We start from the raw sequence: 20,390 nt of genomic DNA, 5'->3' as shown, positions 1-20,390 counted from the left end.
AGGGGCAACATGCATAAGGCACGCAAGAACCTCACCCATTTCACGATGGATGGCTTCCACGGCTTCCGGAGCCGTTTTGATGACGTGAAGCTGGCGCAGGAGCTTCTGGAGGAGGTGCCCGGCGTGCTCCGGCTGAAGCCGGTGATGCCTCCCTTCATCCTCCCGTATTACAACGGCGTCGTGGCCGAGGACTGCGGCATCAGCGCCTTCGTGCTGCTGCTCGGGGGCCACCTCACGATCCACACCTTCAGCTTCCGCGAGTGCTTCTTCGCGGATCTGGTGTACCCGGGGGCCTTCGATCCCCAGCGCGTCCAGATGATGCTCCAGACGACGCTCCCGTGCCGCAGCGTGTTCACGCAGACGGTCGATCGCGGCGAGGGCGGAGATCTCGTGGAGCGCCGGGGGCACGAGGTGGTGAGCCCCGAGGCCGACTTCGGGCCCCACCTCTTCCTGCAGTTCAGCCCGTACCGCGGGCCCACGTCGCTGGACGCGCTCTTCGACATCTTCGATCACCTGCCCTCGAAGATCGGGATGACGCCGATCATGCGGCCCTTCGTGGTGAAGACCGCGACGAAGGACGGGGTGCCGGTGATCAGCGCGATGGTGATGATCGCCGAGTCGCACATCACGCTGCACATCTTCCCCGACAGCGACGAGGCGTTCTTCGATCTGTTCAGCTGCAAGTTCTTCGACGTGGAGCCGGTCGTGCGGGTGCTGGCCGAGCAGTTCGGCGGCAACGTGACCGAGCAGGTGCTCGTCCCCCGCGGCCAGCGCTACCTGCAGCTCAGGACCGAGCGCCCGCACGTGATGAGCCACGTGAACCAGTGGCTCGCCGCCTCGCACCCCGGCGTCTACGCGCGGATGCCGGGCGACGGGGGGCCGCTCGGGCCGAAGCCTTCGAAGGGCTGAGCCGAGGATAGGCCGCCCGGGCGCGAGCGCGGCGGTCTGGGCGCCAAGCGAAGCAAAAGGCAAGATTTCGACCGGAGGAGCGATATTTGCGCTCCTCTGCGCCCATGCGCCGACATCGGTGCATGCCCGATGCCCGTCCATGCCGTTAACCCCGCATTATCGCGCGGGAATCCTCGGTTGCCTCGGTTGCCTCGGGGTTGGAAGCGCGGCGGTGACTACGAGCGAGGCGCCGCGGGAGAGCACTTGTTTCTCTTGCGGAGCGTAGGAAGGCGTCGTAGTGATCTAGGTACGCGAGTTTTGGGCTAGAGCTGACACGAACCACCGGCTCTAGCTTCTTTGAGAAGGAGTAGCAGAGGTATGCCCCTGCACACCGGACAGATGGTGACCCCTGCGCTGCGGCTCGTACGCATCCTCCGGCGGGGCGGGATGGGGAGCATCTGGGTCGCCGAGCGCCTCCCGCTGAAGGCGCAGGTGGCCGTGAAGTTCATGTCGCCCGAGTTCGCGGACGACCCGGGCTACGTGGAGCGGTTCCGGCGAGAGGCGGTCGCGGCCGCGCAGATCACGAGCCCGCACGTCGCCCAGGTCCTCGATCACGGGCTCACGGCCGAGGGCATGCCGTACATCGCGATGGAGCTGCTCCGCGGCGAGGACCTCCGGGCCCGCATCCGCCGCCTGGGCCGGCTGCCGCTCGGCGAGGTGGCGCGCATCGTGACGCAGACGGCGAAGGCGCTGAGGCAGGCGCACCGGCTCGGCATCATCCACCGCGACATCAAGCCGGACAACCTGTTCCTGACCGAGGTGGACGGGGAGACCTTCGTCAAGGTGCTCGACTTCGGGATCGCCCGGCGGGCCCGGGACATGCGCGTCACCTCGACCGGGAACGTCGTTGGGACGCCGCTCTACATGAGCCCCGAGCAGCTCATCAGCTCGAAGGACCTCGATTTCCGCGCGGATCTCTGGTCGCTCGGCGTCGTCGCCTACCACGCGATCACCGGGCAGGCCCCGTTCGCCGGGGATTCGCTCGCGGCGCTGACGCTGCTCGTGCACACCGCCAAGTTCAAGCCGCCGAGCGCGCTCCGGCCCGAGGTGCCCCCCGCCCTCGACGACTGGATGCGCCAGGCGCTGCAGCTCGACCCGAGCGCGCGCTTCGGGTCCGCCAAGGAGATGGCCGACGCGCTGGATCGGGCGCTCTCGCCGCGCAAGCGCGGCGCCGAGGCGTGGGCCACGACCGGCGACTCGGGCGTGGAGAGCCCGATCACGATGCGCGTCGCGAGCGCGCCGGACACCGCGGTCACCCGGCGCCACCCCGCGCCGGCGCCCCCGGCGTTCGCGGTGGCGGAGACGGATCCTTGTGAGGCCGACGTCCCCGATCGCACGACGACGGTCATGATGACGACCTCGAGCCGCAAGAAGCTCAGGCCGCCCTCGGTGCGGCTCGCCACGGCCGCCGCCCTCGGCGCGATGCTCGCCGGCGCCGGCGTGTTCCTCGGCGCCCGCTACGGCGCGCCCGTGGCCGACGACGCCGCGCTCGCCGCCGTCGCCTCCCGCAGCGCCGCGTTGACCGGCCCGACCGAGGCGACGCTCCTCGCCAGCGTCGTGGAGACGCAGCGGCAGCTGCGCGCTCCGGAGATCCCGGAGCCCGCCCCGGCCACCGCCGCGGCGGCCCAGCCCGACGCCGCGCCGGCGATCGAGGCGACCCGACCGGCCGCGAAGAAGCCCGCCGCGCGCCCCGCGCGGACCCCGGGGCGGGCCAAGCCTGCCCCGTCGACGGGGCGGGTCAACCGGCGCATCAAGCCCTTCCCGCGCAACGACATCGCCATGCACCGATAGAGCGCCGATCACGTTGATCGCCCATCAGCGCGCGCGCAGCGCGTCCGCGGTCGCCTGGTCCGCAGGGAAGAACGACTCGACCGCGAGCTCGGACAGGGTGACGTCGACCGGCGTGCCGAAGACCATCGTCGTGCTGAGGAAGCTCAGGACGCCGTGCTCCGTCCGGAGCCTGAGCGGGACCGCGATCGCCACCGGGCTCGGCTCGCGGCCGGGCTCCGGGCGCCGCGCGCCCTCGGGCGGCGGCGGATAGCGGCTGAGATCCTCGAGGAGCTTCACCAGGACGGGGTCGGCGCTCACCTCGATCTGGCGGCGCAGGCGGGCGAGGAGGTGCGCGCGCCACTCGGCGGCGTTCTCGATGCGCGGCGCGAGGCCCTGGGGGTGCAAGCTCAGGTGCAGCACATTGATCGGGGGCCGGAGCAGGGCAGGGGCGGCGCCGGCCAGCAGCGGGCCGATCGCGCCGTTCGCGGCGACGAGGGTCCAGTGCCGATCGATGGCGACCGCCGGATAGGGCTCGTGGCCCGCGAGCACGAGATCGACCGCCCTGCGGGCCGCCGCGAGCGCGGGATCGTCGAGGCTGCGCTCGGGATAGAGCGGCGCGAACCCCGCGGCCACGAGGAGCTGGTTGCGGTCGCGCAGGGGCACGTCGAGGCGCTCCGCCAGGTGGAGCACCATCTCGCGGCTCGGCTGCGCGCGGCCGGTCTCGAGGAAGCTCAGGTGGCGCGTCGAGATGTCGGCCTGGCACGCGAGCTCCAGCTGGCTCATGCGGCGACGCTGGCGCCACTCGCGCAAGAGACCCCCGATCGGTGGATGGGCGCTCATCATCGAGGGCGACCCTAGCACGCCGGAAAATGACGCCCATTACCTGGGAGGTAATCGACCCCGGTCCCGGCGCCGCGCATCGTAGGCCGTGTCGGAGCACGACTCTCAGCGAAAGGAACTCGCCATGTCGTTCATGACCTCTCCTCGTTTCCTGCGCCGCGCCCTCCTCGCCGATGCCATCGTCAGCGGCGCCACTGGCCTGCTCATGGTCGCAGCCGCGGCGCCGCTCGCCGGCCTCACCGGCCTCCCCGAGGCGCTGTTCCGCTGGGCCGGAGCGAGCCTGCTGCCGTTCGCGGGCCTCGTGGCCTGGCTCGGCACGCGGGAGAAGCCGGCCCGCGGGGCGGTCCTCGCCGTCGTCGTCACGAACGCGCTCTGGGTCATCGACAGCGTGCTCCTCCTCGCGCTCGGGTGGTTCGAGCCGACGGCGCTCGGCTACGCGTTCGTCGCGGTGCAGGCGCTCGCCGTGGCGCTCTTCGCCGAGGCGCAGGCGATCGGGCTGCGCCGCGCGCAGGCGCTGGCCTGAGCGGCAGGGCGAGCACGTGTCGAGGAGCGCGAGGGCGGCGCGCTTGCGCGTCGAGGTGGCCCGGGGGGCGCGCGTTACTTGCCCTTCTCGGCCGCGATGGCGGCCTGCACGGCGGGCCGGGCGCCGACGCGGTCCTTGAACCGGCCGAGGACGGGCCAGGCGCCGAGATCGACGCCGGCGAACTTCGTCCAGGTGAGCACGGTGAAGAGGTAGCCGTCCGCCACCGTGAACTGCTCGCCGAGGAGGTACGTGGCGCCGTCGAGCCGCTGCGCCACGTAGCCGAAGCGCCGGCCCAGGGTTGCCCGCGCCGCGCTCTTCTGCTCGTCGGGAAGCCTCGGCTTGAAGAGGGGCGCGAACTGCTTGTGCAGCTCGGTGCCGATGAAGTTGAGCCACTCCTGGAGCCGGTAGCGACCGAGGGTGCCTGCAGGCGGCGCGAGCCCGGACTCGGGCCTCCGATCGGCGATGTACTGGATGATCGCCGGCCCCTCGGTGAGCACCTCGCCGCTCTCGATCTCGAGCGCGGGGACGTAGCCCTTGGGGTTGATCAGGGTGAAGTCGGCGCCCGATCTCGTCTTCTTCGTGCCGAGGTGGACGCGCTCGAGGTCGAACTCCAGGCCAGCCTCGCGCAGCGCGATGTGGGGAGACAGCGAGCACGTGCCGGGGCTGAAATAGAGCTTCATCGGGGCCTCCGTGACGAGGGGGGCGTCAGCGCGGCGGCTCCGGGCCGCTGCGCGGGGCGGGGTCGGTCAGCGGATCGGCGTAGACGCCGGGGGTGGAGTCGGGGATGAGCGTCGCGCCGACCGTGCGCGCGTAGAACTCGGCGGGCCCGACGCCGCCGATGATGCCGTACGCATAGCCCATCTGCGCGAGGCCGTGCAGCGAGGCGAGGAGCAGCGCCTTGCCGACCCCCCGGCCGCGCTCGCTGTCGGCGACGCCGGTCGGGCCGAAGAAGCCGCGGCGGGTGCACTCGTAGGCGGAGAAGCCGATGACCTCGCCGCCGCGGATGGCGAGATAGACGCTGACGGGCTTGTTCGCGTAACCGACGCTGATCTCATCGGCCCAGTACGTCGTGAAGTGCTGCTCGACGAACCGCCGGACGCGCGTGATCTCGTAAGGCGCCGCCCGCCGGACGACCACGGAGGCCCGCCGCATGGCCTCGAGCGCCGGTTCGAGCGGCGGCAGCTTGAGCAGATTGACGAGCATGTCGGACATGGGCCCTCCCGAGCGACGAGATGACGAGCGCGGAGAGCGGCCCGGAAAGCGGGCCCGCTCCGGCCGGCGTTCTACCAGGATCGGGGCGAGCAGGCGATGCGACGGCGCGCGCCCCGCGCTGCGGCGGGGCGCGCGGGCCGCGCTCGCTACTTCAACGTGTCGGGATCGACGCCGAGCTCCCTGAGCTTCTCCGCCAGCCGCGCCGCCCGCTGCTCGGCGGACTTGGCCCGCTCAGCGAGCTCCTTGCCCGCCGGCACGAGCTCGCCCTCGCGGGTGAAGAAGCGGAGCTGCCCCTGCTCGACGCCCAGGAACAGCTCGAGCTGCGCGCTCCAGAGGCGGCCCGAGGCGTCGGGAGAGAGCGGCTCGTACTGCCCGTCGACGAGGTGGAAACCCGAGAGCTCGAGCGTCTCCGGATGGAACCAGAAGTAGTCCGGCGTCCGGAAGACGTCCTGGTACGTCTGCTTCTTGAGGCCGCGATCGATGCTCTCGGTGCTGTCCGAGAGCACCTCCACGATCACGTTCGGATACCGGCCGTCCTCCTCCCAGACGACCCAGCTCTTGCGCGGCCTCCGCTCGGTGCCGAGCACGACGAAGAAATCCGGACCCCGGAAGTGCTCGGACTTGAGCTGACGAGGGCTGAAGTAGATCGTCAGGTTGCCGGCCGCGAAGAAATCCGTCCGCTCCTTCCAGAAGAGCTCCAGGCTCTCGAGCAGCAGGAGCATCTGGACGAGGTGGACGTAGCTCTCCATGGGCGGCTCGTTGCTGTACAGATCGCCCGGAGGAGCGACGACGTTCGGGTCGACGATCTCCGCCGGCATCGAGAAGGCCAGGGACGTCATGCCTCCAGCCTGCCGGAGGATCCACACCGCAGCAAGGTCCGTGGCGCCTCTTCACGAGCCGATCGGGCTCACGGATCTGGGGCATCGCTCATTTCGAAATCGGCATCCGGCCGCGTCCCCGTCGGGCGCCCGCGTCCGTCCTGCCCGCCGCGCGCAGCGCTCGCCGCCGCCGCGCGCCGCCCGCCCGGCAGCGCCGCGCCCGGCAGCGCCGCTCAGCGCGGCGGCGCGTCCGGCGTCGAAGGCCACGACCCCGCCTGCCCGGCGACGAGCAGCCGCGCTTCGGGCGCCCTCCAGTCGCGCGCGCCCGTGAACCGGAGCGCCAGCGTGCCGTCCGGGCGCACGAGGAACGTGTCGGGCAGCGTCGAGACCCCGAGCCGCCGCCCGAGGGCGGGCGAGCCGGCCCGCGCGACCTCGGGCGGCACCTCGCCGTCGAAGAAGGCGCGCACGACCTCCCAGCTCTCGTCGACGCTCACGGCCACGAGCTCGACGCCTCCGTCCCGCCGGAGCTCCCGGCCGAGATCGAGCAGGGCGGGGAGCTCGGCGCGGCACGGCGCGCACCACGTCGCCCAGAGGTGGAGCAGCACGGCCCGGCCGCGCAGCGCGCTCAGGCGAAGCTCGCTGCCGTCCGGCCGCGTGAGGACCTCGTCCGGCGCCAGCTCGGCCCCGGAGAGCTGCTCGTGCGCGAAGGGGCGCCCCGGCCGCCCCGCGTCGCGGCGGTGCTCCACCGCCCAGTAAAGGCCCACCGCGAGCGCCTGGAGGAGCATCAGGACGCCGGCGGCGCGGGAGGCAGCGCGGAGGTGCGGGTGCGCGCCCATGGGCCTACTCCGCGGCCGGCGGCAGGGCCGCCGCGGCGCCCGGCGGGGAGCCGGCGGCGCCCGGCGCGGCGAGAGGGCCCGGGGCGGCCGCCGCCCCCGCGCGCGCCGTGCCCACGACGCTGTAGAGCACCGGCAGGACGAGCAGCGTGAGCAGCGTGGAGGAGATCACGCCGCCGATCACGACCGTCGCCAGAGGGCGCTGGACCTCGGCGCCGACGCCCGTGTTCAGCGCCATCGGCACGAAGCCGAGCGACGCGACGAGCGCCGTCATCAGGACCGGACGGAGGCGCCGCTCGGCCGCGAGCTCAATGGCCGCCGGCACCGGCATCCCGGCCGCGGTGAGCTGCCGGATGGTGGAGACGAGCACCATGTCGCCGAGCACCGCGACGCCCGACAGCGCCACGAACCCGACGCCGGCGGAGATGCTGAACGGCAGGTCGCGAAGCCAGAGCGCGACGACGCCGCCGATCGCGGCGAACGGGACGCCCGTGAAGACGCGGACCGCGTCGAGCAGCCGCCCGTACGTGAGGTAGAGCAGGAGCAGGATCAGCCCCAGCGCCGCCGGCACCACGACGAGCAGCCGCGCCTGCGCCCGCTCGAGGTGCTCGAACTGCCCGCCGAAGCGGACGTAGTAGCCGGGCGGCAGCTCGACCTCCCGATCGAGCCGCGCGCGCGCCTCCTCGACGTAGGTGCCCACGTCGCGGCCCCGGACGTTCGCCTGCACGACGATCCGGCGCTTCGCCCACTCGCGGTTGATCGCGGCCGGCCCCTCGGTCGTGCGGATCTTCGCGAGCCGCGCGAGCGGGATGCGCTCGCCGCCGGCCGACGTGACCAGGATGCGGCCGATCGACGCGGGGTCCTCCCGGTAGCGATCGTCGATGCGCAGCGTCACGGGGAAGCGGCGCTCGCCCTCCTGGAGCTGCCCCACCTCGCGCGCGCCGAGCGCCTCGACGACATCCAGGACGTCGGCGGCCGCGATGCCGTGCCGGGCGATGGCGGCCCGGTCGACCTGGATCTCGAGCACGGGCTGCCCCGTGACCTGCTCGGTCACGACGTCCGCGGCGCCGGGGATCTTCTTGAGGACGGCCTCGATCTCGCGCGCCTTCTGCTTCAGCGTGTCGAAGTCGTCGCCGAACAGCTTCACCCCCAGATCGGCCCGGATCCCGGCGACCATCTCGTTGACCCGCATCTCGATCGGCTGCGTGTAGATGACGCGCATGCCCGGCATCCCCGCGAGCTCCGACTCCATCGCCTGGACGAGCTCGTCCTGCGTCGCGGCGCGCTTCCATGCCTCTCGCGGCTTCAGCGTGATGAACACGTCGGACAGCTCGAGCCCCATCGGGTCCGTCGCCACCTCCGCGGTGCCCGTGCGGGTCCAGACGCGCTCGATCTCGTCCGGGAATCGCTCGAGCAGGACCCGCTCGAGCCGGGTGCCGTAGCGGATCGACTCGCCCGCCGAGACCCCCGAGAGCCGCACGGTGTTGGCGACGATGGTGCCCTCGCGGAGCCGCGGCACGAACTCGGCGCCGAGCCGCGTCGCGAGGAAGACCGCGTTGCCGAGGAGCAGCACGGCGCCGGCGAGCACCGCCCAGCGCCACCGCAGCGCGAGCTGCAGCACGGGCCGGTAGGCCCGCTTGAGGAGGCGCACGAGCGCGTTCTCGCGCTCCTTCATGCGGCGCGGCAGGAGCAGGCTCGCGAGCACCGGCATGAGCGTGAGCGACAGGATCATCGAGCCGACGAGCGCGAAGATGACGGTGAGCGCCATCGGCCGGAACAGCTTCCCCTCCGCCCCCTCGAGGGCGAGGATCGGCAGGTAGACGATCATGATGATGAGCTCGCCGAACATGGTCGGCTTGCGCACCTCGATCGACGCGTCGCGCACCACGTCCGTCGCGCTCCGGTCGCTCGCGTCCTCCGAGAGCCGCCGGACCGAGTTCTCGACCATGATCACCGAGCTGTCGACGACGAGGCCGAAGTCGATCGCGCCGAGGCTCATCAGGCTCCCGGCCACGCCGGCGCGCAGCATCAGATCGAACGCGAAGAGCATCGACAGCGGGATGGCCGAGGCCACGATCAGCCCTGCGCGGAGGTTGCCGAGGAAGGCGAAGAGCACCGCGACCACGAGGAGCGCGCCCTCGAGCAGGTTCCTCCTTACGGTGCCGAGCACCTTGTCGATGAGCTCGGTGCGATCGTAGACGACCGCGACGTCGACCCCGGCCGGGAGGCTCTTCTCGACCTCCGCAAGGCGCGCCTTGAGCCGGGTCGTGACGTCATGGCTGTTCTCGCCCATCAGCATGAAGCCGAGGCCGAGCACGACCTCGCCCTGGCCGTCCGCGGTGACCGCGCCCCGCCGGATCTCGCGCCCCTCGACCACCCGGGCGACGTCGCGCACGCGGATGGGCGCCCCGCCCCTGGCGGCGACCACGATGTCCTCGATGTCGCTCACGCGCGTGGCGATGCCGATGCCCTGGATGAGGCTGGACTCGCCGGCCTGGTCCAGGGTGCCCCCACCCACGTTGGCGTTGTTGCGCTCCAGCGCCTCGGAGAGGTCGTGGAGCGAGAGCCCCCGCGCCGTGAGCTCCGCGGGGTCGACGAGGACCTGGATCTGCCGCTCGTCGCCGCCCCAGGCGTTGACCTCGGCCACGCCGCGCACCGAGCGGAGCTGCGGCGCGATGACCCAGTCGTGGACCGTGCGCAGCTCGCTCAGCGACTTGCCCTTGCCGGTGACCACGTAGTGGAACACCTCGCCGAGCCCGGTGGCGACCGGGCCGAGCTCGGGGCGGTCGATGCCCGGCGGCAGCGCCACGGTCTGAAGGCGTTCCATGACGACCTGGCGGGCCAGGTAGATGTCCGTGTCGTCCTCGAACCGGGCCGTGACCTGGGAGAGGCCGAAGCGGGACAGCGAGCGGACCTCCTCGAGCCTGGGCAGCCCCGAGATCGCCTGCTCGACGGGCGCCGTGATCTGGCGCTCGATCTCGACGGGCGAGAGGGCAGGGGCGACGGTGTTGATCTGCACCTGCACCGGCGTCGTGTCCGGGAAGGCGTCGATCGGCAGGCGGCGGAACGCGAGGATGCCCGCCAGGGAGAGGCCGATCGAGGCCAGGATCACGAGCAGCCGGTGGCGGAGCGACCACGCGATGACGGCGTTCAGCATGATCGCGCCTCAGTCCTCGCCGCAGCAGCCGGCGCCGATGCTCTCCTTGAGGGTCTCGGTCTTGAGCAGGAAGCTCCCCTCGGTCGCGACCTCCTCGCCCGGGCGCACGCCCTTCGTCACCTCGACGAGATCGCCCTCGATCGCCCCGATCTCGACCCGCCGCGCCTCGAACTGGTCGTCGGCGAGCCGCACGAACACGAGCTTCACCGTCTTCGCGCGCTGGACGGCGGCGCGGGGCACCATGACCGCGGCGCGCGCCGGGGCGAGGATGCGCGCCCGGCCGAACATGTTGGCCCGCAGCGCGCCGCCCGGGTTCGCGAGCGGGACGCGCGCCTTGGCCGTGCGCGTCGCCGGATCGATGGCCGGCGCCACGTACGTGATCTCCCCCTTGAGCTCGCGCCCCTCGAGGCCGTCGACCTCGACGACCACCGGCTGCTTCAGCGAGACGGCCGGGAGCTCGGTCTCCGGCACGTCGAGCTCGGCCCACATGCTCGAGACGTCGACCACCTCGAACAGGGTCTCCTCGACGCCGACGAGCCGGCCCACGGTCGCCCTGCGCTGGGTCACGACGCCGGCGAGCGGGGTCGTGAGCGTGTAGCCCCCGCTCCCGCCCGCGCTCGCGCCCACGACGGCCAGGGAGGCCGCGAGCGAGGCGCGCTCGGCGCGGGCGGCGTCGAGCTCCTGCTGCGCGACGAGGACGCTCTTGCGCGCGGCGAGCCCTTCCTTCTCGAGCTGCTCCTCGCGCTTCAGGTTCTCCTCGGCGACCTTGAGGCGCGCCACCGCGCCGGCCAGCCGCGATCGATCCGCCCCCACGTCGGCGCTGTCGATGACGGCGAGCGGCGCGCCCTGCTTGACCTCCGAGCCCACGTCCACGAAGAGCTTCTGGACGACGCCCGGCGCGCGCGCGTTGAGCTCGGCGACCTTGAGCGCGTCGTAGGCGATCCGGGCGGTGACGGGGATCCCTCCGCCGCCCTGCCGCTCGACGGCCCTCGCCGTGAGGATGCCGGCGAGCCGGGCCGTGTCCTTGGTCTTGAGCTTGACCTTGGTCCCGTCGGCGGGCGCGCCGTCGCTCGGCACGTCGGCCGCCGGCTTGCCGCCGCGCTCGGGGTGGCAGAGGGGGCAGATGGACTCCGGGAGCTCGTGCTCCTCGCACCAGTCCCCCTTCGCCTGGAAGACCGGGGCGAGCTTCGGATTGCACTTCGTGCAGAGCGCCGCGAGCACGCCGTGCTCCTTGCACAGCGCGCCCTCGGCGACATGCCCCGCCGCGGGCTTCGCGCCGGCCTTCGCCTGCTCCTCGGCCGGAGCGGCGTTGTCGGCCTCCCGGCGCCCGCACGCCGCCCCGCACGAAAGGAGCGCGGCGAGGATCAGGACCAGGGCGGCGTGGGCGTGGGTGCGGCCGGCCATGTCAGCTTTCTTTCGGCGGTCTCACGATCTTGAGATCGGGGTTGCACTTCAGGCACTGCGACTCGGGCAGGCCGTGCTCGGCGCACCAGTCGCCGGTGGCCTTGAAGGCCGGGATCAGCTCCGGGTTGCAGCGGCTGCACTGCGACTCGGGCACGCCGTGCTCTCCGCACCAGTCCTCGTGGGAGCCGGGCTTCACGTCCTTCGGCGCGTGCGCCGCGTTCGCGGGCGCCTGCGCGGCCCCGGCCGCCTGCTCGGTCGCGCCCTTTCCGGCGCCCGGCGCCTCCTTGGAGCACGCGGCGCCGCCGAGGGCGAGGGCGCCGATCACGAGCGAGATGAGATGGATCTTCATGCGTTTCTCCGCCTGATCTTCGTACTGCCGCTCAGCGCGCGCCGCCGCTCCCGCGCGTCGCTGGGGCCAACCCGGCCCCGCGTACGCGCGCTCTGCCGCCGGGGAGCGAGGCAGCTGCCTGGGGCGCCGGAGCACGTGCCGGCGGAGCGTACCATGGGATGTTCGGCGCGGCGATCCTGCTGTGGCCGCGGGCGCCGCGACGCTAGCGCCACGCCGCTCGGATCCCGCTGCTGGGTCCGACGTGGAGAAGTTGAACCACAGAGGGCACGGAGGGCACAGAGGGGAGAAGATAGGGATTCATTTCTGGGACTCCGTGACTCCGTGGCTATTCCATTCATGACATCGGGGACGAGCCTGGGCGGCGCGGTGCTGGCAATTCGCTCCTCGACTCCTCACCTCGAAACATCCTTCGCAAGGTCCCCTGCGCCCGGGCCTCGTGACGGCGGTCGGGTGGATAGACGCGATCAGACTCATCAACGCCGTCACTGCGCGCCTGCAGCGCTCCGAGCTGCAGGCGCGGCGCTCGGCGGACCCTGGCGCAAAGCCCTGGATCAATCCGTCGAGGGTGCCAAGGGTGCGAGAAGACCAGCGAATTTCGAAATTTCCTGCCTCGCGGTGCTCTGCGCGCCCTGGCGCCGCCACGTAAAGATTCTTCTCCAGACGTCCTGATCGCCTCGGCGTTCCTCGGACGGCTCGTATCCTCGCGGTCCAGCCACCGCGCCGGAGGACCAGCCAGCCTGGATTTCTGAAGCCGCTGGGGCACGCGACGACCTGGTCGCTGGCGGATCCATTTGGCCGCGTTAACGTTCTCATTTCGAACGAGGCTCAAGCAGTTCAATCTCACGGGCGGTAGAGCCCGTTTGAGCTTCGGTTGATGTCGGATATTGCGCTACCCAACATCACCTAAAAATGCGGTTGTTGTGACTTCGGAATAGTCACGTCGGCTCGCAAAACACCGCGAAACGCAGGTTCGGCTTGACGGGCTAGCCAACATGAAACAATAACTATCCTCGTCGCAGTGCCTGACCGAACACGGACCGAGCCCACTCGCTCCGTGGACCTCGAGAGCGAGATTCACCGGAGGGCAACCGCGGCAGTGCCTCGGCAGCCTTCACCGCGCGGCGAGCGCACCCGATCAACGAAGGGCAGCGTCGAGCTGTATACAGATCGGCTTTTTACCTGGTTAACATAATTAGGAGAATCACATGAGATTCGCATCCAGGCAATTCTTGCTTGCCGCCGCGACGGGCCTTCTCGCCGTGTCCTGCGTCGGCCTGGCGGAGGACTACGAGGACGAGGAAGGCGGCGCGCTCGACGAGGGCCTCACGATCGACCCGAGCGCGGCCTACACGCTGGTCGGCGTGCAGAGCAACAAGTGCGTGGAGATCCGCGGCGGGAGCACGGCGAGCTCGGCGGCCGCGCAGATCGCCTCGTGCCGCAGCGGCGACACGAGCCAGCAGTTTCGGGTGGAGTCTGCGGGGAGCAACTACTACCGGCTGCGCAACGTGAAGAGCGGACTCTGCCTCGGGGTCAACGGCTCGTCGACATCGAACGGCGCCACCATCGTCCAGTCCAGCTGCGGCAACGCCACGAGCCAGCAATTTTCTATCGCGGACGTCTCCTCGACCGTCCAGCGGCTCACGAACCGCGCCAGCAACAAGGTGCTCGACGTCATGGGGCGGTCGACGTCGGACGGGGCGAGCCTCCAGCAGTGGGGCTGGGCCAACGGAGACAACCAGAAGTTCTCGCTCAAGTCGGTGGGGGGCTCCTCGAGCTCCTCGAGCTCGACGACGACGTCGAGCTCCTCCAGCTCGTCGAGCTCGTCGAGCTCGTCGACCACGGGGACCGGCGGCGCGGGCGGCGCTGGGGGCGCGGGCGGCGCGGGCGGCACCGGCGGTGCCGGGGGGACCGGCGGCGGCGGCGCCGGCGGTTCGGGCGACCTCGGCGTCGCCCCGACGTCCGGCTGCGGGCTCGGCTACAGCCAGCTCCCGAACGGCAAGGGCGGCGTCAACGTCGAGCCCGTCTGCCTCCCGAAAGAGATGAACTTCAACATGGCCGCGTCGCTGGAAGCCTTCAAGACGACGGTCTATCCGCTGCTGCAGACCAACTGCTCGGGCTGCCACAGCTCGACGGGCAAGGCCCAGGCGCCCCTCCACTCCGACGTCGATCCGGCGCTGGCCCACGAGTACGCGCTCACGCGCGTGAACTTCAAGAAGCCGGCGGACTCCAAGCTCGTCGTCCGGATGGGCATCGACCGGCACAACTGCTTCGGATCGAGCTGCAGGGACGCGAACACGCAGATGCTCGCCGCCGTCACGGCGTGGGCCAACGCCGTCGCGCCGAGCCTGCCGACGACCCCGCGCCCCGTCGCGGCCGGCGAGCAGGTCACCGAGGCCCAGGTCAAGTCGTGGATCGCGACGGACAAGGCCACCATCCCCGCGGCGGACGCGGAGTTCATCAAGTACGCCTCGCTGCACGAGATCCACAACAAGGGCGCCTCGGCGGAGGAGATGAACGTGGCCCGCGTCGGCCTGTCGAAGGCGCTGAACTCGACGGCGCGCTGGGCTCCCAGGATCGTGAACCCGGTCGACATCAACGGAAAGGGCATCGTCTACCGCTTCGATACCCGCAGCTACTGGGGCTACAACAAGGGCGTCACGAAGCTCCACTTCGGCGGGTCGGACGACGATGTCTTCTTCGGGAGGACCAGCGTCAACTACCTGGGCGAGCCGGTCGGCTCCGACGTCACCTTCCGGGAGAAGTACCGGTACACGTCGGACGTCCAGGTGGATCCGAGCTTCGCGCGGCTGGTCTGGGGGCGCGTCCTCGCCGGCAACGTGGAGGGCGCGACGGACGGCGGCGTGCTGCCGCCCTACGTCGACGGCTTCAAGACGGATTACATCGAGGCGAGCCAGCTCGTCTACACGCTGACCCGTCCGGACGTCTACAACGCGATCATGGCGATCCCCTGGTATGCGCACGACCTCGAGACCGAGCTCGGCGTCATCAAGGACCAGGGGATGAAGTCGTACGAATACATGCTCACGAAACAGGCCATCACGGTCGACTCCCGCATGTACTTCAGGGCCAAGACGCGGCGCGGCGGGTACTACTGGAAGACCTGGGACGTCTTCACCGGGCAGCTCGACGGCGGCGTGAACACGATCGAGCAGGCGTGGGAGACGGGCCAGATCCGGTTCCCCTTCTGGGCGCACCCGATCCCGAAGTTCATCAGCGGGACCGGCATCGGCGGCTCGGCGAACAACTGGAGCTTCATCGCGACGCTGGCTCAGCCGCAGGGCACCGAGCCGCCGGGGTGCGATGGGCAGCCGAGCTACGCGGGCGGCGGCTACGTGAACTGCCGCTACTACACCGGGACCGACGGGCTGCAGCAGTCGGCGGAGGAGGTCATCTGGGATCTGCCGAACGGCCTGCAGGGGTACTCGCTGTGGGGCGGCTTCAACCAGCGCCGCGTGGACGCCTTCGTCAACATCGTGCGTGATCCGCGCATCCAGCGGAACGCGACGGACGCGCAGATCAACAGCAACGTGGGCTTCGCCACCCAGGATCGCCGCCTGAACACCGGCAGCTCCTGCATCGGCTGCCACGCGGACGGCATGAACCGCGGCAACAACGATCTGCGCGACTGGCTGGACGCCGGCGGCGAGCGCCTGCCGAAGGGCGAGCACGGGGTCGACGGGTGGATCAACGACACGGCGGTCGTGTCGCAGGTCAAGGAGCTGTACCCGCCCTCGAGCGTCATGCGGTCGCGCATGGAGGACGACCGCCGCGTCTTCCTCGCGGCGATGGCGAAGATCAAGAGCGAGATGGTCCTCGGCGCGGACAAGAACGTGTACGTGGAGCCGACGATCTGGACCATCGAGTGGGCGCAGAACTTCTACAAGTACGCGCCGACCCGCTCCAACTGACGCAGCGCCAGGCTCTGTCGGACGGCCGCCGCCCGGCGGCTCGTCCGGCAGGGCCCAGCCCGCCCCCCCGCTGCATCCCTGGCAGGACTTCGGGCGGGCGGAGCTAGAGCGTCAGGTCGGGCTCGATCCTGTGCCGGGTCGCCAGCTCGTAGTCATACGCATACCCCAGCAGGCGGGGCTCGCTCCAGAGGGGGCCGACGAAGATCAAGCCGAAGGGGGCCCCGTTCTCGTACTGGCCAGCAGGCACGACGACCCCGGGCAAACCGGCGATGTTGATCGTCGACTCCGTGGTCGCCGCGTAGGTGTCCGTGCTGAAGAGCTCCGGGTTCACCTCGTAGGTCTGCGGAAACGCCAGGGCATCCAGATCGTGCTCGGCCATCACGGCGTCGAAGACGCTCAGGTACTGGCCCCGAAGGGCCCAGAAGCTCGATAGATCGGGCGGAGCCTCCGGGTGAAGCAGCGAATCCGCGAGGACGGGGAGCTTCTCGACGTACCAGAACAGCGGGCCGCCGTCCTCTTGAAACGGAGATACCCCCGTGATGAGCGAGAGCTCGTCGATCGAGCCGACCACGCCCCCGTCGAACGTCAATCCCTCGAGATATCGCTGAAAGTCATGGGCGAGCGACTCCGTTCCTCGCATGTCGTAGGGCTCGCCGGGCAAGGCCAGCTCGGCGAAGCCGCTGCCGGCGAACGGATCGTCGACGACCGTCGCGCCCTGGCGCTCGAGCTCCAGGGTGGCGCGCGCGTAGAGATCCTGCGTCTCCGGCGACAGGGCACTGAGGCGAAAGCCCGGGCCGTACAGCCCGATCCGCTTCCCGCAGAGGGCGGTCTTGCTGAGCTCGCTCGTGTACCCGTGCGGGGGCAGCCGGCCATCGGAGGCGCTCGTCTTGGGGTCCTCCGGGCTGTAGCCGGCGAGCACGTCCATCACCAGGGCGGCGTCGAGCACCGTCTTCGCGATCGGCCCTGCGACGTCCCTCGTGCTGGCGGCCAGCGGCACGATGCCCGCCGTCGGGACCAGGGCGAACGTCGGCTTGACGCCGACGAGGCTCTGCGCTGCCGCGGGGTTCTGGATCGAGCCCCCCGTCTCCTCCGCGAGGCCCAGCACCGCGAAGCTGGCGGCCACCGCCGTGGCGGTCCCGCTGCTGCTCGCGCCGGGCGAAAGGTCCCTGTCGACGGCGTTGTACGTGGGACCTGCCCAGCTGCTGTTGGCCCGGGTCCCGTCGTCGCTGAAGGCCGGGATGTTGGTCTTCCCGAGGATGATGGCGCCCGCTCGAATCAGCCGCTCGACGACGACGGCGTTCTCGATCGGGAACAGATCGACGCCGCCTGCCTCGGAGCTGAGGGGCGCCCAGCCCGCCGTCGACGGCAGTCCGACGACGTCCATCGATTCCTTGATGACCACGGGGATCCCCGCCAGCGGGCCGAGCGGCTCGCCGTTCCGCCGCTTCCTGTCGATCGCGCGCGCCGCTTCGAGCGCGCCCGGGTTCAAGGAGGTGAAGGCGTTGTAGGACGGCTCGTACTGCTCGATCCTGTCGAGGTAGGCCTGGGTCAGCGCCTCTGCCGTGTAACGCCTGCTCCTGTACGCCTTCCGGATCTTCGAGATCGTGAGCTCGGTCACGTCGATGTGGTGGGCGCGGACGGGGCCCGCCGCCGCGTCGGCGGCGCCAGGGGCCCCCAGGACGACCCCAAGCAACATGGCGGCGATCCGCTCGCCGCCTGGACGTTTGTGCTTCTTCATGAAGAATCGCTCGCTCTCGCTTCGAGACGCAGGTTCGGCGTCAATTGATGATGGCCGGATCCTCGATCGTGAAACACTCGACCGACGACGCCGCGTATTTGATCGCGTTGTACCAGAACTGCGAGATCTGGAAGACCTGCGACGCCGATCGCTCGTAGCAGGGGCTGTTCGGGTCCGTGTACATCTGGGGATTGAGGCACGCCGCCGTCCCGAGCCACTGGCCCGAATAGGTCACCCACTCGTCGCCATAGGCGACGACGTGGCCTTTGCCGACCTCCTTGTGCACCGCGAAGTTGTTCGTGCCGTCGGTGCAGTCGACGGTCGCTGTCGTCGATTTGATCGAGCGCGCGATGTAGGCGCCGACGCTCCGGATGTCCTTGCCGATCGGCGTGTCCTGGTTCCAGGTGCCCACGCTCCCGGGGAGGGGGCCGCCGAGCGGCACCGGGCCGCCCCAACAGTTGCAGTTCGCGCAACCGGTCCGCGCAGGATCGAGCACGCCGTCGGCGTTGAACTGGATGTCCGTGAATGAAAGCAGCTGGTTGGTCGCCGTGACGTCGTGGATCGTGCACCCCTGTCCATTGCACTGATAGCCGCTCAGCGCGATGAGACCACCTCCGCCGTTGACCCAGTCCTCGAGCGCCTTCACCTCGTCAGGCGTGAACTGCCATGGCTGCCCGTCGTCGTTCTGCGCGCCCTTCGTCACCATCCACTGGAGGAGGATCACGTCGTACTTGGCGAGGAACTCCGGCGTGAGCGTGGGCTTCTCCCTGTTGTAGTTGTCGACCTGGGCCGTGCTCTGCGTGTTGAGCCAGTTCTGGAGCGCCGTGGTGCTGTCGCTGCTGCACGGGCCCCAGACGCCTTCATGGCCGATCGACGCGATGCTGATGCAGGTGCAGTTGCCCGCGTCATCGCAGGTCGTCTGATGCCCGGCGTCAGCCGGCGGCCCGCCGCCCGGACCCGAGCTCGTCAGCCCGATGTCGCCGCCAAAGTCGTCGCCGCTGCTGCTGCTGCTCCCGGCGCCGGCGCCGGTCGCGCTCTGCCCGCCCTCGCCATTTACCGTGGTGTTGCCGTTGCCGTCGCCGCTCGCCGAACAAGCGATGACGGGCAGCCAGAAGGCTGCGAGCGCGGCGCAGAAGCGAGTCACGAAACGAAGTCTTGTCATGATCCACAGACTATCATTCCCGAGACGGGCCGGAGGTCTGAAAGAGTAAGGAAGCCCTCTGCCCGCAGGCGCAACAGGGGCCTCGACCCCGCCGCGCCAGCCCCCCGGCGCGACAGATCCGGCGTGAGCGCTGTCCCTTCCTCTACCGGCCGGAGTTGAATATCAGCAGCGACACGAACAGGCCTATCGGCCTGCGCGGCGCGTCAGACGAAGAGTTGCGCGCGGGTGGTGCGGGTGAAAGAAATCGACGCGAGAGGAACGGTCGGAGCGCGTGCTCGCCATCTCTACGCAGATGGGGCCGAGAGGGGCCGGGGAGAATTGAATTCAGCCCGTAGGCTGCCGAGAGGGTCCGGGAGAATTGAAATGAATCCCGACGCCGCCCCGCGGCGGGACGCTGGCCGCCCGCCTGGTCGAAACGCGCGCGAGGGCGCCCCGCGTATAGCGCCAATAAGTTAATAATTTCAATTGCTTGCGACGCTCCCAGGGCCGCCGCGGCCCGCGCCGGGTTCCGGGGGCGCCGCCGCAGCCTACACTGCCGTCGCATGTCCCCCGCATCGCCCACGCCGCCCGCCGGGGCCGACGCGCTCGCGCTGGTCGAGCGCGCCCGAGAGCTCGCGGCGCTCGTGCTCGCGCCGGCGGCGAACGCCACGGATCAGGCCGATAGCGTCCCGCGCGAGCACCTCCGCGCGCTCGCGGACGCCGGTCTCCTCGGGATCGCGACGCCCGCGCGCTACGGCGGCCTCGGGGCGCCCGCGCGGGTCGCGCGCGAGGTCCTGGAGATCCTCGCCGGCGCCTGCGGGGTGACCGCGTTCGTCCAGATGCAGCACGCCACCGCCGCGTGCCCGCTCATCGCGCGCGGCGACAACGAGGCGCTCAAGGAGCGCGCCCTGCCTCGCCTGGCCTCCGGCGAGCGCCTCTGCACCGTGGGCTTCTCCCACGTCCGCCGCCCGGGCCCGCCGATGGTCCGGATCGAGCCCGACGGCGACCACGTCCGCCTCCACGGCACCGTGCCGTGGTTGACCGGCCACGGGATCGCCGACGACGCGGTCATCGCCGGTACGCTCCCCGACGGCCGCCTGATGTACGTGCTGACGCCGCTCTCGGCCGGCGACTCCATCGAGCCGTCGCCGCCGCTCCGCCTCAGCGCGATGAACGCCTCGGCCACGGTGTCGCTGACGCTGCGCGCGCTGCGCGTCGGCCCCGAGCAGGTGATCGCCACCGTGACGCGCGAGCAGCAGGCCGCTCGCGACGTGGCGGGCCTGCTGACGCCGGCGGCGCTGTCCCTGGGCGCGGCCGGCGCCGCCGCCGCCCTGCTCGCGTCGCTGGCCGAGCGCCGCGGCGACGCGCAGCTGGCCGGCGCCGCGCGGGCGCTCGAGGACGAGCGGGAGGCCGCCCGCGCCGAGGTGAACGCATGGGCGGACCGGCCGGAGGCGGAGGGCTACGCCGAGCACGCGGTCCGCGCCCGCGCCTGGTGCGTCGAGCTTGGCGTCCGCGCCGCGCACGCGGCGGTCGCCGCGACCGGCGGCAGCGCGAACCGCCTCGACCACGCCGCGCAGCGCCTCTTCCGCGAGGCGATGCTCTACTCGCTCACGGCCCAGACGCGCGATCTGCAGGCGGAGACGGTGCAGCGGCTGCTCGGCCGCGGTCGCGGGGCGACGGACGGCGCGCGGCCGTGAGGGCGGGGCCCGCCCGGCGGCCCGCCCGGCG

The 20,390-nt window shown here is 71.0% G+C and carries 15 protein-coding genes; 5 read left to right on the top strand and 10 right to left on the bottom strand.

All coding sequences use genetic code 11. From position 1 onward, the window contains the following. Window positions 1-9 precede the first annotated feature (9 nt). Entirely contained in the window at window positions 10-909 is a 900-nt protein-coding gene (locus tag NQZ70_RS24900) for an S-adenosylmethionine decarboxylase (RefSeq protein ID WP_129576418.1), read from the top strand. 357 nt (window positions 910-1,266) lie between these two features. Beyond that, complete coding sequence (locus tag NQZ70_RS24895) at window positions 1,267-2,739, top strand: serine/threonine-protein kinase (RefSeq protein WP_237245580.1); 1,473 nt, start codon at window positions 1,267-1,269, stop codon at window positions 2,737-2,739. 24 nt (window positions 2,740-2,763) lie between these two features. On the opposite strand, the gene NQZ70_RS24890 is transcribed toward NQZ70_RS24895, so the two are convergent. Next, the gene (locus NQZ70_RS24890; protein ID WP_129576417.1) at window positions 2,764-3,561 is read right to left on the bottom strand and encodes a helix-turn-helix domain-containing protein; all 798 of its coding nucleotides are present in this window, start codon (window positions 3,559-3,561) and stop codon (window positions 2,764-2,766) included. A gap of 121 nt (window positions 3,562-3,682) precedes the next feature. On the opposite strand from NQZ70_RS24890, the gene NQZ70_RS24885 reads away from it, so the two are divergent. Further along, a complete protein-coding gene (locus tag NQZ70_RS24885) occupies window positions 3,683-4,081 on the top strand; it encodes a hypothetical protein (protein ID WP_129576416.1) in 399 nt (132 codons plus the stop codon). Window positions 4,082-4,155: 74 nt separating this feature from the next. On the opposite strand, the gene gstA is transcribed toward NQZ70_RS24885, so the two are convergent. The 7 genes from gstA to NQZ70_RS24850 all read right to left on the bottom strand — a co-directional run bounded on the left by gstA (window position 4,156) and on the right by NQZ70_RS24850 (window position 11,854). After that, complete coding sequence (gstA, locus tag NQZ70_RS24880; protein WP_129576415.1) at window positions 4,156-4,761, bottom strand: glutathione transferase GstA; 606 nt, start codon at window positions 4,759-4,761, stop codon at window positions 4,156-4,158. 25 nt (window positions 4,762-4,786) lie between these two features. Continuing rightward, window positions 4,787-5,293 carry a GNAT family N-acetyltransferase gene (locus tag NQZ70_RS24875; RefSeq protein WP_129576414.1) on the bottom strand — a complete coding sequence of 169 codons (507 nt, stop codon included), beginning with the start codon at window positions 5,291-5,293 and terminating at the stop codon, window positions 4,787-4,789. A gap of 146 nt (window positions 5,294-5,439) precedes the next feature. Continuing rightward, entirely contained in the window at window positions 5,440-6,132 is a 693-nt protein-coding gene (locus NQZ70_RS24870) for a Uma2 family endonuclease (protein WP_129576413.1), read from the bottom strand. A gap of 212 nt (window positions 6,133-6,344) precedes the next feature. Further along, a complete protein-coding gene (locus NQZ70_RS24865; RefSeq protein ID WP_129576412.1) occupies window positions 6,345-6,947 on the bottom strand; it encodes a TlpA disulfide reductase family protein in 603 nt (200 codons plus the stop codon). Window positions 6,948-6,951: 4 nt separating this feature from the next. After that, complete coding sequence (locus tag NQZ70_RS24860) at window positions 6,952-10,101, bottom strand: efflux RND transporter permease subunit (RefSeq protein WP_129576411.1); 3,150 nt, start codon at window positions 10,099-10,101, stop codon at window positions 6,952-6,954. Window positions 10,102-10,110: 9 nt separating this feature from the next. Beyond that, entirely contained in the window at window positions 10,111-11,505 is a 1,395-nt protein-coding gene (locus NQZ70_RS24855; RefSeq protein WP_129576410.1) for an efflux RND transporter periplasmic adaptor subunit, read from the bottom strand. 1 nt (window position 11,506) lies between these two features. Next, window positions 11,507-11,854 carry a hypothetical protein gene (locus NQZ70_RS24850; RefSeq protein ID WP_129576409.1) on the bottom strand — a complete coding sequence of 116 codons (348 nt, stop codon included), beginning with the start codon at window positions 11,852-11,854 and terminating at the stop codon, window positions 11,507-11,509. Window positions 11,855-13,059: 1,205 nt separating this feature from the next. On the opposite strand from NQZ70_RS24850, the gene NQZ70_RS24845 reads away from it, so the two are divergent. Then, window positions 13,060-15,783: an RICIN domain-containing protein gene (locus NQZ70_RS24845; RefSeq protein ID WP_129576408.1), complete on the top strand. Its 2,724-nt coding sequence runs from the start codon at window positions 13,060-13,062 to the stop codon at window positions 15,781-15,783. 103 nt (window positions 15,784-15,886) lie between these two features. On the opposite strand, the gene NQZ70_RS24840 is transcribed toward NQZ70_RS24845, so the two are convergent. Beyond that, window positions 15,887-17,521 (bottom strand): amidase, encoded by a 1,635-nt coding sequence (locus NQZ70_RS24840; protein ID WP_129576407.1) that lies wholly within the window; start codon window positions 17,519-17,521, stop codon window positions 15,887-15,889. 40 nt (window positions 17,522-17,561) lie between these two features. Beyond that, window positions 17,562-18,683 carry a hypothetical protein gene (locus NQZ70_RS24835; RefSeq protein ID WP_129576406.1) on the bottom strand — a complete coding sequence of 374 codons (1,122 nt, stop codon included), beginning with the start codon at window positions 18,681-18,683 and terminating at the stop codon, window positions 17,562-17,564. Between the two features lie 542 nt (window positions 18,684-19,225). On the opposite strand from NQZ70_RS24835, the gene NQZ70_RS24830 reads away from it, so the two are divergent. Continuing rightward, the gene (locus tag NQZ70_RS24830) at window positions 19,226-20,359 is read left to right on the top strand and encodes an acyl-CoA dehydrogenase family protein (protein WP_129576405.1); all 1,134 of its coding nucleotides are present in this window, start codon (window positions 19,226-19,228) and stop codon (window positions 20,357-20,359) included. The last annotated feature ends 31 nt before the right edge of the window (window positions 20,360-20,390 follow it).

This window comes from Sorangium sp. So ce836 (assembly GCF_028553905.1).
Taxonomy (GTDB): domain Bacteria; phylum Myxococcota_A; class Polyangia; order Polyangiales; family Polyangiaceae; genus Sorangium; species Sorangium cellulosum_D.
Note: the sequence above shows the minus strand (reverse complement) of the source record. Positions and strands in the feature narration are given on the sequence as shown.